The organism is Zhongshania sp., assembly GCF_041584495.1.
Lineage (GTDB): Bacteria > Pseudomonadota > Gammaproteobacteria > Pseudomonadales > Spongiibacteraceae > Spongiibacter.
This window is the reverse complement of the sequence record NZ_JBFHDY010000012.1, coordinates 21,955-37,160: the sequence shown is the minus strand read 5'-3', so window position 1 is coordinate 37,160 and position 15,206 is coordinate 21,955. Positions and strand designations below refer to the sequence as shown.

Annotated in this window: 11 protein-coding genes; 2 read left to right on the top strand and 9 right to left on the bottom strand. The window is 48.1% G+C overall.

Features of this window, described 5'->3' with window-relative positions:
• Positions 1-7 precede the first annotated feature (7 nt).
• The 5 genes from paaB to paaZ form a co-directional block, all read right to left on the bottom strand.
• Entirely contained in the window at positions 8-298 is a 291-nt protein-coding gene (gene paaB / locus ABYP33_RS03915) for a 1,2-phenylacetyl-CoA epoxidase subunit PaaB (RefSeq protein ID WP_008248054.1), read from the bottom strand.
• A gap of 10 nt (positions 299-308) precedes the next feature.
• On the bottom strand, positions 309-1,280 hold the full coding sequence (gene paaA, locus ABYP33_RS03910) for a 1,2-phenylacetyl-CoA epoxidase subunit PaaA (RefSeq protein ID WP_373088608.1): 972 nt from the start codon (positions 1,278-1,280) through the stop codon (positions 309-311).
• Between the two features lie 21 nt (positions 1,281-1,301).
• Positions 1,302-2,507, bottom strand: a complete 1,206-nt coding sequence (gene pcaF, locus ABYP33_RS03905) for a 3-oxoadipyl-CoA thiolase (RefSeq protein WP_008248058.1) — start codon at positions 2,505-2,507, stop codon at positions 1,302-1,304.
• Between the two features lie 82 nt (positions 2,508-2,589).
• Positions 2,590-3,381 (bottom strand): 2-(1,2-epoxy-1,2-dihydrophenyl)acetyl-CoA isomerase PaaG, encoded by a 792-nt coding sequence (paaG, locus tag ABYP33_RS03900; protein WP_008248060.1) that lies wholly within the window; start codon positions 3,379-3,381, stop codon positions 2,590-2,592.
• A gap of 15 nt (positions 3,382-3,396) precedes the next feature.
• Entirely contained in the window at positions 3,397-5,439 is a 2,043-nt protein-coding gene (gene paaZ / locus ABYP33_RS03895) for a phenylacetic acid degradation bifunctional protein PaaZ (protein WP_008248064.1), read from the bottom strand.
• Positions 5,440-5,640: 201 nt separating this feature from the next.
• Here paaZ and ABYP33_RS03890 point away from each other — a divergent pair, with 201 nt between their 5' ends.
• Positions 5,641-7,746, top strand: a complete 2,106-nt coding sequence (locus tag ABYP33_RS03890) for a 3-hydroxyacyl-CoA dehydrogenase NAD-binding domain-containing protein (protein ID WP_373088604.1) — start codon at positions 5,641-5,643, stop codon at positions 7,744-7,746.
• A 253-nt stretch (positions 7,747-7,999) separates the two neighbouring features.
• On the top strand, positions 8,000-8,929 hold the full coding sequence (gene paaX, locus ABYP33_RS03885) for a phenylacetic acid degradation operon negative regulatory protein PaaX (protein WP_008248067.1): 930 nt from the start codon (positions 8,000-8,002) through the stop codon (positions 8,927-8,929).
• 165 nt (positions 8,930-9,094) lie between these two features.
• On the opposite strand, the gene ABYP33_RS03880 is transcribed toward paaX, so the two are convergent.
• From ABYP33_RS03880 to ABYP33_RS03865, 4 genes are all read right to left on the bottom strand, one after another.
• Positions 9,095-10,465: a DUF1329 domain-containing protein gene (locus ABYP33_RS03880; protein WP_008248069.1), complete on the bottom strand. Its 1,371-nt coding sequence runs from the start codon at positions 10,463-10,465 to the stop codon at positions 9,095-9,097.
• Positions 10,466-10,565: 100 nt separating this feature from the next.
• On the bottom strand, positions 10,566-12,632 hold the full coding sequence (locus ABYP33_RS03875) for a DUF1302 family protein (protein ID WP_008248071.1): 2,067 nt from the start codon (positions 12,630-12,632) through the stop codon (positions 10,566-10,568).
• Between the two features lie 55 nt (positions 12,633-12,687).
• Entirely contained in the window at positions 12,688-13,698 is a 1,011-nt protein-coding gene (locus ABYP33_RS03870) for a YCF48-related protein (protein WP_008248073.1), read from the bottom strand.
• Between the two features lie 72 nt (positions 13,699-13,770).
• Complete coding sequence (locus ABYP33_RS03865) at positions 13,771-15,162, bottom strand: DUF1329 domain-containing protein (RefSeq protein ID WP_008248075.1); 1,392 nt, start codon at positions 15,160-15,162, stop codon at positions 13,771-13,773.
• Positions 15,163-15,206: the final 44 nt, after the last annotated feature.

The following is a 15,206-nucleotide window of genomic DNA, read 5'->3' as shown; positions in this document are numbered from 1 at the left end:
GCCGACCTCACATGCTGTTCACTTCATCAGGAAGCTTATAATGGGTAGCGTGCCGATACGGCTTGTCATCAAGCGGGTCGTAGAAGCTCTCGCAATCACTTTCTTGTGACGCACAAATATCCGATGACTTAACCACCCAGATGCTCACGCCTTCGCTGCGTCGTGTATAAACGTCTCGCGCATATTCCAACGCCTGCTCCTGATCTTCAGCATGCAGGCTGCCGACATGCTTATGGTCTAGCCCGCGACGAGAGCGAAGGAACACTTCGTATAACTTCATATTTACGTTGTCAGTCATGATTTTCTCCTTATGCAACTTCTCGGCTGCGCTTTTTTTCTTCGTATGCACAGATTGCATCTCTAACCCAAGACCCCTCATCGTGCGCTCGACGGTGATGAGCAACTCGCTCGCGATTACAATGGCCGCTGCCGCTAACGACGCGATCAAACTCCGCCCAGTCGATTTCGCCAAATTCAAAATGACCACGCTCTTCATTCCATACTAAATCTGGGTCTGGCAGAGTGAGCCCGATTGCCTTAGCCTGCTCCACACTTTGATCGACAAACTTCTGACGTAGCTCATCGTTTGTTTGGCGCTTTACCTTCCATTTCATGGATTGTGCAGAGTGCGCAGAAGCTGCGTCGTGTGGGCCGAACATCATTAATGATGGCCACCAAAAACGGTTAACGGCGTCTTGAGCCATGGCCTTTTGCTCGGCAGAGCCCTCCATTAACGTCATGAGGATGTGGTAACCCTGACGCTGATGAAAACTTTCTTCTTTGCAAATTCGTACCATGCTCCGTGCATAAGGACCATAAGACGTGCGCTGTAGCGAAACCTGGTTAACGATTGCTGCACCATCTACCAGCCAGCCAATCGCGCCCATATCTGCCCAACTTAATGTTGGATAGTTAAAAATTTGCGCGTATTTAGCCGAGCCATCGTGAAGCGATTCAATTAGCTCCTCACGCGTTATACCCATGGTTTCCGCTGAACTATAAAGGTAAAGGCCATGACCCGCTTCGTCTTGTACCTTTGCAAGCAAAACGGCTTTGCGGTGCAATGTTGGCGCGCGAGTAATCCAATTACCCTCCGGTTGCATGCCGATCACTTCTGAATGGGCATGCTGAGAGATCTGGCGAATCAGATTTTTGCGATACTTCTCCGGCATCCAATCTTTTGGTTCTATTTTTTCTTCCGCATCAATACGCTCTTGAAAATGCGCATTCAAACCTTCTAACTCACTTGAGGAGAGTTCTTTTGAATCAAACTGGATCATTTTAGTACTCCTTTTAATTCCTTAAACACGCTCGATTACAATGGCAATACCTTGGCCTACGCCGATACACATAGTGCAAAGTGCATAGCGCTTTTTACGTTCGATCAATTCATAAACAGCCGTAGTGACCAAGCGCGCCCCGCTCATTCCTAATGGATGACCTAGCGCTATGGCGCCGCCATTTGGGTTAACACGCGCGTCGTCTTCGGCGATATTTAATGCTCTCAATACTGCTAGGCCTTGCGCCGCAAATGCCTCATTTAGTTCAATAACATCCATGTCAGCAATTGTTAAACCGGTCTGCTCCAAAACCTTACGGCTTGCCTCTACTGGTCCGTAGCCCATAATTCTTGGTGCCAAACCACTTGCAGCCATGCCCAGCACTTTGGCTTTTGGTGTTAAACCGTAACGACTAGCTGCCTTTTCCGACGCTAACAATAAGGCGCAGGCGCCGTCGTTAAGACCCGAGGAGTTACCTGCCGTTACTGTTCCGTCCTGTCGAAAGGGCGTTGGTAATTTCGCTAGGCCTTCAAGGGTGGTTTCAGCACGGGGGTGCTCGTCGCGGTCAATAATTAGCGGCTCACCTTTGCGACGCGGAATGCTCACCGCAGCAATTTCACAGTCGAAACGACCCCGCGCTTGCGCAGCCGCCGTACGCTGTTGCGACACATAGGCAAACTTGTCTTGATCTTCCCTGCTAATATTAAAATCTGCCGCAACGTTTTCTGCGGTTTCGGGCATGGAGTCCACGCCGTACTGGGCCCTCATTGCTTTATTAATAAAGCGCCACCCCAAGGTGGTATCAAACATTTGGCTATTACGGCCAAAGGCAGAATCGGTCTTTGAAACAACGAAAGGAGCGCGGGACATCGACTCGACACCGCCAGCAATGACAAGCTCTGCTTCACCTGTTTTTATTGCCCGCGCCGCGTTACCCACCGCATCCATTCCAGACCCACACAGACGATTAAGGGTCACACCAGGCACGTCGACCGGCAAGCCCGCAAGTAGCGCCGACATCCGCGCCACATTCCGATTATCTTCACCAGCTTGGTTCGCGCAGCCGTAAAAAACGTCATCTACCTTCGACCAATCAACGCCTGGGTTTCGCGCTATTAAAGCCCGCATTGGCACTGCACCGAGATCATCCCCGCGCACTGGCGCTAACGCGCCACCGTAACGGCCAATTGGCGTACGCTGGGCGTCACAAATAAAAACATCTCTCAAGCTTTTCAATTTCTTCTCCTAAACCCTTAATCGCGCTTACACTCTTGTAATTCTTACAGCGCCAGCGTCGCTACTAGATAGATTATTCACCACGAAATTCAGGATTGCGCTTTTCTATAAAGGCAAAGACGCCCTCTTTGTAGTCGTATGTTTTACCAGCGCTGCGCATCAGCTCCTTCTCTACCTCGAGCTGCTCATCAAGGCTATTGGTGGCTGACGATAGGAAGGCCTTCTTAGTAAAGGCAAAACCCCGTGTTGGCTGAGTCGCCATCTGCTTCGCCAGTGCTAACACGGTGTCCATCAGGACTTCGTCGTCAACAACTTGCCAAATCATTCCCCAATCTGCGGCCTGTTCAGCAGACACCTTAGGCCCAAGCATCGCGAGGCCTCTGGCCCTTGCCATGCCGACCAGACGCGGTAGCATCCACGTACCACCTGAATCAGGAATTAGACCTAGCTTTGCAAAGGACTCAATGAAACTTGCCTTGCGACCGGCGATAACAATATCGCAGGCTAAGGCGATATTTGCGCCCGCACCGGCGGCGACGCCATTAACCGCACAAATAACGGGCTTTTCCATGTGGGCAATTAAACGGATTAAAGGGTTATAGTAATTCTCTACTGAATCACCCAGATCGGGCATGGTGTCGCTAGGTGCAACGGCACGGTCATTTAAGTCTTGCCCGGCGCAAAATCCGCGACCATTTCCGGTAATAACAACACAGCGAACAAGTTTGTCTTCTGCCGCTTGGCTCAGTACTTTGCGCACCTCGCCATGCATTTCCGCCGTAAAACTATTCAATGAGTCGGGTCGATTAAGGCGCAGCAAGGCAACGCCATCTTCTACCGTGAATTCGATATTTTCGTAATTCATAACAATTCTCCTCGCTCAAACTTCGCGGCGTTCAACCAGTGTCAGAATGTCGTAAATAGCAACTGCAACATCGTGCTGATTGGTGACCTCGATAGCCCACGCAACAACACCGTTAGCTTTCTCATCGCCGCGGGGTGTTTTCTTGATCTTCTTCTTAACGGTCAGTTTGGCGCGGATGGTATCGCCGATGCCCACGGGCTCGATAAAGCGCAAATTATCTAAGCCATAGTTTGCAATAACAGGGCCTTGTGAAGGCTCAACAAACATACCGGCAGCCGCAGAAATCACAAAATAGCCATGCGCCACGCGCTTGCCAAAGAAGGAGTCTTTGGCGGCAATTTCGTCAAAATGAGCATAGAAATGATCGCCACTAACACAGCCGAAATTCACGATATCGGCTTCAGTCACTGTGCGGCGGTGGGTTATTAGCGTTTCGCCAATTTGTAGATCTTCAAAGTATTTTTTGAACGGGTGAACGCCATCACTCTCTACCACCCCACCGCGATGATATTCAGAGGTAATAGCAGACAGCATATTAGGAGAACCCTGCAACGCAGTGCGCTGCATATAATGCTTAACCGCGCGCAAGCCACCGAGTTCTTCGCCACCACCAGCACGACCAGGCCCACCATGAACCAACATCGCGAGCGGTGAACCATGACCGGTAGATTCTTTAGCGCAATCGCGGTTAAGAATATGAATTCGGCCATGCCAAGCTGCTGCTGCCAGCACCAACTCGCGCGCTTCGGCATTGTCGAAAGTAACCACTGAAGCGACTAAACTACCTTTGCCGAGCTGCGCAATGCGAATTGCATCGTCAATGCTGTCGTAGGGCATTACGGTACTTACCGGACCAAAAGCCTCGATCTCGTGCACTAACATTTTCTCAAAAGGCTTATCGCATTTGAGAAGAGTTTTTGGGAAAAAGGCGCCGACTTTATTATCTGCACCCACTAAATCTAGACAGTCGCCACCGCCGTAGACAAGCTCACATTCTTCAGTAAGACGTGCTACCTGACTACGCACATCCTCAACCTGACTCTTGCTTACCAAGGCGCCCATGCGAACACTTTCATCACTCGGATTACCAACAGTGATTTTGTCTAGCCGCGCACTTAGCGCCTCGATAACATCGCCCATTAAGGCGCGTGGCACCACAATTCGACGAATAGCCGTGCATTTCTGACCGGCCTTAACCGTCATCTCTTTAACAACTTCTTTAACGAACAGGTCAAACTCGGGATCGTCCTTTGCTACCGTCTTACCCAGAATGGCGCAATTTAGGGAGTCTGCTTCCATCGTAAAGGGAATTGAGTTTGCGACAATATTTGGGTGAGTCCGCAACTTGCGGCCGGTACTGGCAGAGCCTGTAAAGGTGACTAAATCTTGTTCATTGAGGTGTTCAAAGAGATCGCCAACGGAACCGCAGATAAGCTGTATAGCGCCTTCGGGCAGGAACCCACCATCAACAATCGCCTTAACCATCGCTTGGGCAAGAAAGGCATTAGGGCTGGCGGGCTTCACAATAACGGGAACACCGGCAATCAGGCTAGGCGCGATTTTCTCGAGCATACCCCAGCACGGAAAATTGAAGGCGTTGATGTGCAATGACACACCACGCTTAGAGGTTAAAATATGGCGACCGAGGAAGCTGCCACCCCGCGATAGGTTTTCAACGTCGCCCTCAACCGTCATTACATCATTTGGCAGTTCACGTGTTGCGAGGCTGGCATAGGTAAATACGGTGCCTAAACCACCTTCTATATCCACCCAACTGTCGGCACGGGTTGCACCGGTTTTAGCCGATAACGCATAAAAATCTTCTTTATCCGCCATTAGCTGCTTAGCCATTGCCTTGAGTGCAGCGGCACGCTCATGAAAGGTCATGGCCCGCAGTGCAGCGCCACCAACTTCTCTGCCGTAACGCAATGCCTGCGCAAAATCGACGCCGTCGCTAGAGACATAACACAAGGTTTCGCCGCTTACAGCGTCGAACGTTTCCACGCCTCTACTTTCGCCTTCACGCCATTCACCGGCAATATAACTGCTGAGCTTCATAAACCAGACTCCACTGCTGTTTTTATTTGCAACACAAGGTCCCACTAGAACCCCCGAAACTTGCTTCGAGACCCATGGGTTTAATTACTCGATATGATACACATATTAATATGATACACAATAGATGCTTCAAACTACTTTTTGTGTAACACTTTAGACAATCTCAAGCTGAATTAGCCATAAGCACCGGAGCGCCCAACAATGTCCACCAATGCAACAAATACATTAACAGCCGCGATATGTTATGAACGTCGCGGAAAAATTGGCTTAATCTCAATAAACAACCCACCAATAAACGCCATATCTGCCGCCGTGCGAGAAGGCTTAATCAGCGCCTTAACAAGGGCCAAAGCCGACAAGGTAAGCTCCGTACTTATTTACTGCATGGGTAAAACCTTTATTGCAGGCGCAGATATAACCGAGTTTGGCAAACCACAAACCGGCCCGACTCTGCCGGAAGTCATTTCTGCAATTGAAGAATTTCCAGTACCAGTGATCGCCGCGTTACACGGTAACGCCTTAGGCGGCGGCCTTGAAATAGCAATGGCGGCGCATTACCGATGCGCCGCGCAAAATACCAAACTCGGCCTCCCAGAAGTCACACTTGGACTGGTGCCAGGCTCCGGCGGCACCCAAAGATTGCCTCGCCTCATTGGCGTTGAAAAAGCACTTGCGATGATTTCTAGCGGTAAGGCAATTTCCGCAGATGAGGCCCTGCAATGCGGTTTAATCGACCAAATTATTGCAGCCTCACTACCAGAATCCGGTATCGCCTACGCCAAGGAACTTATCGACAATGGCGCCAAAGTTCGGCCTACCAGCGCACTGATTGCGTCGCCCGTAGACGAACACTTCTTTGAAAATAAAAAGAATTCCTTGAAACCGACGGGAATACTGGCGCCAGCTTATATACTCGAACTCATTGAGCTCGCCACAAAAACCGATATTCATGAGGGCCAGCGGGTAGAAAGAGAGCGATTTTTAGAATGTCGCAGCTCTGCGGGTTCTGCAGCCCTACGCCATATTTTTCTTGCCGAAAGGGCCTGTACTAAGCTCCCAGATATTGCGCCATCCGTAACACCTAGACCAATTAATAAGGTCGCCGTCATTGGCGCAGGAACGATGGGCGGCGGCATTGCCATGTGCTTCGCAAGCGCCGGCTTTCCCGTAACATTAATAGAAACGGCCCAAGAAAATCTCAATCGCGGCCTAGATCAAATTGAGGCTAACTATAATCAATCTGTAAAACGCGGCCGCCTCAGCCAGGATCAACTTGCGAAAGCCATTAGCAATATAAAACCCAGCTTGCAGTACGCTGACATTGCCGATGCCGACCTAGTGATTGAGGCAACCTTTGAAAATATGGATGTAAAAAAGGCGGTCTTTTCCAAACTCGTCGAGGTTTGCAAGCCAAACTGCATCCTTGCCACTAACACCTCTTATTTAGATGTTAATACCATCGCCGATGTCACCGGACGCCCGCAAGACGTTATCGGCGCACATTTCTTCAGCCCCGCAAATATTATGAAACTCTTGGAAGTGGTGCGAACCCAAAAAACCGCACCTGAGGTGGTCATGAGCGTTATGGTTATAGCTAAACGCATCGGTAAAGTCGCCGTTGCCGTTGGCGTATGCCACGGCTTTGTGGGTAACCGCATGCTCAAGGCCTACGCCCGTCAAGCTCAGCTCTTACTGCTGGAAGGCTGCACCCCAGCGCAAGTCGATACCGTAATACAAACCTGGGGCATGGCTATGGGGCCCCTCGCGGTGGGAGACTTAGCCGGTATCGATATTAGCTACCGATCGCGACGAGATCAGGGTATTTGCAGCGGTAGCATCGCCGAGTTCGCGCTCCCCGACTTACTGGTTGAAATGGGCCGTCTTGGCCAAAAGTCGGGATCTGGCTATTACAATTACGAGCCGGAAACCCGCGCACGCAAGAATGACCAATCTGTACACGACCTTATTCAAAGCATAGCAAACCAGTGGTGCATTACTCGGCGAGAAATTTCAAATGACGAGATCATTGACAGACTAAGCCTCGCCCTCATCAATGAAGGCGCGCATATACTTGACGAGGGCATAGCGGCTCGGCCAAGCGACATTGACGTAGTCTACGTAAATGGCTACGGCTTTCCGAGGTGGCGCGGCGGGCCAATGTATTTGGCGGATAAAATAGGGCTTGATAAAGTGGTGCGCAAACTTGAAATACTTCGCGAGCAAACCGGCGATACGTGCTGGGAACCTGCTAAACTACTGCACAAACTGGCCGCAACCAGCCAAACACTAAGCTCGCTTAACAATTAAGCGCAACTCGCACTTATCATGAGCCTTTTATCGTCAACAGTACACATGCGATGATAGGCTCAGTTATTATCCGCTATCGACCTGATATTCACAAATAATTCTACGAATTTCAATTCTCAATAGCAGCCCCTTCAATCTTGAACTACTACGACAAAGCATTTCATAATTAACTCATGGTAGTGATAAACTAAGCCTCTATATAAGTGAAAATTTAAGCACACTTGTAGCTGAACTTATTCAGGGATAAAAATACGTGGCGGGAAAAATCAGCGAAATCGACAAATGGGTTAGCAATTATATTAAAAAAAATGACCCGCGTTCAAAATCATTACTCATCACCGTTTTTGGGGACTCTATTGCTCCCTATACACATGGAATTTGGCTGGGTGATTTAATTAATCTTATGTCCGCTATCGGTGTAAACGAACGACTGGTACGCACCAGCGCATTCCGTCTAACTGATGAAGGCTGGCTATCGTCGGAGCGGCGCGGCCGAAAAAGCTTTTATACGCTGACCCCATCTGGCACCAAGCGCTTCGAAGCTGCGTATCAACACATTTACAAATCCCCAAACCTTAATTGGGACGGTAAATGGACACTCGTCATTATTCAACGCAATAACGAGTCAACGCCAGAACGCAGTGAGTTACGTCGGGATTTAGAATGGGATGGTTTCACCTTAGTCACCAATGGCGTTTTCATTCATCCAACGGCGTCGGTTGAGTCAGCCAAAAAGATAGTCCAACAAAATGGCTTTGATGACCTATCTATTATTCTAAGAGCAGAAACCGGAGCGGCCGACGAAAAGATCCAAAATGACCTAAAAATAAGGGGAAATTGGAATCTTGAGAACGTCAATTCACGCTACCAAAATTTTATAAAAGAATTTTATTCCGTCAAAATACTTATTCAACGCTACAAGCTTACACCAAAAACAGCATTTCAAATTCAAACGCTGATGATACATTCATTTCGTCGAACCAATCTCCATGACCCTCAACTCCCGGAGACCTTGCTACCATCAGACTGGCCAGGACAGAAATCATTTGAGTTGTGTCGCGAGATTTATCAGCACACCTGCCAACTATCCCACGAATACGTCAGTGAATCTGCCGACCTCAACAAATCAATAGAGGCTGGAACGCGTTTAAATATTTCAGTAAGCGATAGATTTAAACACTAAAATTAAATTACCAGTCACTTTAATCGCGTAAAGTACAGCGCTTTTCGCGATTAAAGCAATTCTTCAAATTACATAAATACGCTTACTTGCCGAGTAGCTTATACACCCACCACAATCACAACACTGTAAAAGCTAAGCACTCAAGCCAACATCTAGCCTTAGATATTAATCTCGACCAAGTCGCTGCAAAGCAGCTTGGGTTAAATATTCGTCATAAATTGAATCATTATTTGCAGAACTAATATGTCCCCCGGCTAACTCCTTAACCTGCTCTATTCGCGTCATTCGTCCTGATTGAAATTCATAAGCATGTAAGTACGCCCATGACCAATAGGGATGCTTGCCATCCATGAATTTGGCTGTGCCATTGTCGTAAAGGCCATAACAACCATCAAAAGATCGAAACGGTTTACCCTGACGATCATAGGTCACCATGGCGAGCGGCATGCCATTTCGCACATCAAACCAGACTCGCTTTTTACTCACAGGGGAACGTGAAAATCCCGTAGGCTCAGCTTCACACACTATAGTTTCTGGCACCATTTCCACAACGCTATCAAAGAAGGTTTCACCTAGATCACCGCCGTGCACGCCATGTTCCCAATTTGAATCACTTGGGTTCCAGCCGCCAGAAACACCGGCTAATAGTGGCTGGCGACCAACAACCTTGTAGTTGCCCCAGGTATGTAAAGGATCACCCGCCGCCCACGCGTCTGACAGGTACAAAGCCGAGCCGGGAACTAAAGGTTCAAATCGCTGGTTGCTAGGAAATTGACGTATTCTTCGAAAGCTCGGCACATAACCGTATAAATCTGGCAGCTTGTGCTGATCATAATCCCATATATTGAGATAGCTCGCCCCTCGCTCTGATTCCGGCGAGGTATAAACTACCGTATTAAAACGCAATTTATCGATATGCTGCTCCCAATACGGCTTTGGGTCCAGCACTAAGCGTCCGACAGGAGAAAGTTCAGCCCACACCAAATCATATTCGTAGTCTACCTTGCCAGTATTGGCCACATCGTACTCTTTCATGGCGTAAAGACTTGCATCGTGGCGCCCCCACGAAAGAGTTAGCCCCGCGAACAACTCCAATGCATTCTGTGTACTGGGAAAAGGATGGCCCCCTATCCATGGCCTGCCGTCGTCGTTTACAACATTGCCCCTGTCATCAAATCGCGCGCGGCCTTGATTTTTTAAGGTGGCCTCTAAATATTCCCATGGCCCGAGTTTCATCCAATCGGTGGTCGTTGACAAAACTTTAAGTTTGCGCCCCATGTTCTTTACATGGTGATATTTCGCCGGTTCTAAAAGATGCTTTACATGCTCAACATTGGCTGCACTGATCATACCACCGGTGCTAATTTTTCCCTTTGTATAGGCATCAATTGACAAAAGCTCATCTGGGTAGGCTTTATCTATTTCGCCAGTTCTAGCAATCGTTGACCATAGTGGTGCCAACACACCTGCGCCAACAACCGAGCCGCTGTATTTCAATAGATCTCGACGATTAATACCCGATATCCAACGCGCCATACTAAAATTCTCCACAAAAAAAAGCCGGCAATATCTAATTGCCGGCCAAACGGGGCAATCTAAATTCCCCAAATAGTCCCAGTCCCTCTGGAAAACACTTTTACAGCTGGTATGAAACCCTTAAACCAACTTCTTGAACGTGATCGAACGCCCGCATCAAGGTATCACCCGAGTCACCACGTAGATTCGATTTTACGTAATTGTAGAAAAGATCGACGCTAACGCCACTACCGGGATTCCACTTTATAAGTGGTTGAACCAGAATACCGCCCCGAATGTCATAGAGAATTGCCCACTCAGCAACATACTTTTTATTTGGCCAAGGTTGAAAACCGGCAAACACAAGGTAATCAGCACCGGAAATACCGTCAGACCGCTTATAATCCGTATTCCCAACATTACCGCCATAACCACTTAAGTGCAGGCCGACCAAATCACTTTCACTGCGGTGCATATACTGTGCGACAAGATACGCCGACGGAAAATTTTCACTCCAGCGATGCCACTTTTCAGCAACCGCTGTAAAAATGTATTCATCAGTTTTTAAGCCATTCTGAGCAAGATCTGGTGTTGTAAACACTCGTTCAGGCGTGTACTGAACTTCAACATTCACAATTACCTGATTCCAAAATGATTCGTTATCATCGGTTTCATTTACAAAACTCGCACCTAATCCAAACACATTTTCACGATAGTAATCACGCTGTACATTCCCTCGAATACTACCGCCAGCCCCAAGGAAGAATGTGTTCAAAAGAGCTGCGGCTTCAGTTTCATTTGCCACTGGCGATGCGAACACGTCACGTAAGGCGGGAAAATCGGCAATGGCTCTATTCAAGACATCTATCCCGTCAAGGCGAACACCCGCGGCACTAGAAAACCATTCTTTATCGCTGTATACGCCGCCAGGCCCAACCGTGAACGGAGTATGAGATAGAGCCTCTCCTACACTATCGTATAATCTACAAAAATTATCGTAAGGATTTTGAGTAGCACTACACTTAGGCTTTGAAGTGTAAGCCCCCTCCACCAACGCTCCTAGGTTACCACCATGAGGCGTAAGCCCCTTGTTTATACCACTTTCAGCCCACCGAAAAACACCCAATGGGTTGTAGCGGCTAACCGCCATCGCTTGCCAGCCAAAGTTGCCGTAATCAGCTTTGAATCTAATACCAAAATCCAGCTCTTTGTCGTATTCACCAACGTAGTAATTATCGAGTGGTTTATAGAACTGCGCAGGAACTACGTTGTACTGGCTATTAGGGTTTGGCAATACATCTGGCTGAAATTTACCAACAAATGCGTCTGCGACCATATTACTGGTAGCTTGCATTGTCGCTCTAAACGCTAGTTTCGGTGTACGCTCATCCTCGTATTCTTCAATGGCTCGATCAAGAATCAAATGACGACGCAGGTCTAAACCATTTGCAACATCTAAGGTACGGAAAAAAACTGCCTGTCCCCACGCAATTTGTTGATTACCAAATCTAAAATCAAATTTACCAGTTTTATAATTTAATATAAAAGTCGGCAGATCGACCATGTAATCTCGACCAGCTATTTCAAATGGACTAATGTTTTTTCCATTACGGTCTTTCGCTTGGTAGTAATTCATTTGACCAGTATCAGCATAGCGATCACCGCCGCCACCCGCGATTCCACCTTGATCATTCATTACATCCAACGCATTGAAACCCGGATTTATTTCTGGGTCAAACAAGGCTCGGACCTTAGCGTTAAGACGGAAGTTTCGGGTAAAACTAATATTCATTTCACCGTTAAATCGCACTATATTCTGGGTAAAGTCGTAATTATCTTCAGGGATTCGATCACTTCGGCGTATAGTATCTGCCGTATTAACAACATTCAAACCAAGTAGGCCAACAGCCGGAATTGGAACATCTCCCCAGTTTCCGCCGCCCAAATCCGGTGGCAGGTATGCTTGTCGCGATACTTCTACATCTTGGAATGGAACGCCGCTTTGGTTATAGGGGTTCTCACTTCCCGAGGTGTTATAAGCCGCGTCGACGCGAATTTGACCCAAAAAAGTAGTCTTATCTATCAATGTTTCAATAATGCCGTCTGCTAATGCCGTTTGCATACTGAGGCCACTCGCCACGGAAAGTACATAGCAAGCGATTTGACTGCGTTTTTTATATGTTTTCATGATTTCCCCTCACTCTAGATTCTTATTGCGGATACGCCACAGAGAAACTTTGCTATTAAAAAGGTGTAAGAGACAAAATACGCGCGCTGTGCCCAACCGCCACAACGCCCCCTTCACTAGATTCAGCATGCGCTAAACCGGAGTACCAATTAAGGCTGAGGTCTATAGGTTCAAAAATCGTCCAGCTCGCTCCGCCATTACTACTCTTCATCGCTACGCGCTGACCGACTGCAAAAACCTTTTCAGAATCGATATTTGTTACGGCAAAAAAGCTGCCTTTGGTCGGCGTGGACAATGGCCGCCACGTTAGCCCTGCGTCATCGGTACGAATCACCAATCCGGCTTGACCAACCGCATAGCCGGTATTGCCCGATAGCTTTAAATCAAAAAAAGTGGCGGCAATATCGCCATCTACTTCCGGATGCCTATACAGCACCGACCAACTGTCACCGCCATCATCAGAGACGTTTAGCTGACCATATTCGCCACCAACAATGATTCTGTTATCTTCCAAGACCTTTACAATATAATTAGTAGGCTCGTCCCGAATAACCGCGGCATCGCCCGCACCAGAGTCATATAACTTTGCCCAATCAGGCGCAATCGACTCCCAGCTTTCACCGCCGTCTTTGGAACGTAGAAGCGTACCGAATGCCCCAGTTGCTACAGCTAAACCGCGACTATTGATATCAACATTTAGCAGCCTCATATCGGAGCCCGTATCTGCTAGCTTCCATTCAGACGATCCGAACCGAATAATAGCTACGCCCATTTGTCCTACTGCGATCTCTCTATCACCGCTGTGCGCAACGCTAATTAGACCAAGCGTTGTAGGCGACGCCTCCTTCGTCCATGTTTTACCGGCATCACTAGTTCTCATAATCAAGCCAGCTTCACCAACAGCGACACCGGAGTCTTTATTAAAATCCACACTAAACAATCGATCTGTCGGCGTTGCCTGACTAACAACAGCATTTAGACTTTCATCTAATTCAGAGGCCAATACAGGCTCGATAAATGCCCGCGCCAATAGCACTAAAATACAAGTTGATAAACGTAACTTCATTCGAAACCTCCTTCCTTCATTAGGTGAGCAATGCGCGACACTACAACACCGCGCATGCACCTAATTAACTAATCAAGCACGTCCAAGAGACTGCAAGGCCTGCTGAGTGCAGTAAGTTTCGAACAACCAATCTTCATCTATCTGGAAGAGAGATTCAGTACCCACACCTTTCTTAGCGTGATGGGTACGCGACATACGTTTGTTTTGATGGTCGTAAATCATGACGTAAGTCCAAGACCATGCAGGCGTCTTACCGTCCGCGCTCATTACAACGCGTTTGCCGTCTTTACCGCCGCCAACAAACTGACCAAAAGCCATTTCGAAGTTTGCCCAGAGTTTGCCTTGACGGTCATAGCGAACACAGCCGCAAGGCACACTGTTACGAGCATCTACGTAAACGCGCTTCTTACTCACTGGTGAACGCGGGAAACCAACAGGTTCACATTCAGTCACGATAATGTCTGGCGCCATTTCGTACTCAGATTCCCAGAAAATAGGATTCCCTTCTTGCTCTTTTGGCTGCCAATTGTCATCCGTACCGGAGAAGTTACCGCTACATGCAATTAGCATTGGCTTGCGTTCGACAATTTTATGATTGCCCCAAGTAAGGAACGGGTCGCCAGCAGCCCATGGATCGGTAAGGAACCAAGTTGCGCCAGGAATAAGCGGCTCGAAGCGCTGGTTAGCAGGGAACTGCCGCACTCGACGGAACTCAGGCAGATAACCATACAAATCGGGGATCTGACGCTGATCAACTGACCAATTACTTAAAAACGATGTGCCGCGAACGTCGGCAGAGTTGGTAAAGTAAACTGTTTGCCTCCGAAGCTCTTTGTCATAACCTCGAAAAACCTTTCTATCTGTTCTGGCCTGCATTTGCAGTTCAACCCACTGGAAATCGTATTGGTACTCCAGCTTGCCATCGGCACCAAAATCCCACTGTTTAATCGCATAGGTGTTGGCGTCGGCACGGCCCCAGCTCATCGCCATATTCGCCCATACCTCAACACCTGTCTTTGGGCTTATAAAGGGGACGCCACCACCCCAGGGATTGCCGCTGGAGTCAACAACATTGCCTTCAGCATTAAACGTTGCGGTTCGACCTTCGGCAATATTGCGCTGCATCGCCTCGTAATAGGCATGATTGAACAACTGGCGTAAATCCGTGGTAGGCGCCTTAATCTTGATACGACGTCCTGCGTTTTTTATCTGGTCATATATTGAAGGATCCAGAATATGCTTGGCATGCTCTACATTGGCCTTCGTTATATAATCCCCTACGCTAATTTGCCCTTTAGTTTGATCTTCGATGCTATACAGCTCATCGGGATACGCGCTAGTAAGCGGGATATCCTTAGCCATAACCTTTTCAATTGGCATCAGTAGACCGGTTCCAGCTCCGCAGGCTATTCCTTTTAGGAGCTCACGACGGCCAAAATTTAGATCGTATTTGCGAATATGCATAACACCCTCCGGTGAATTATTATTTACAAGCCGCAATATCTAAC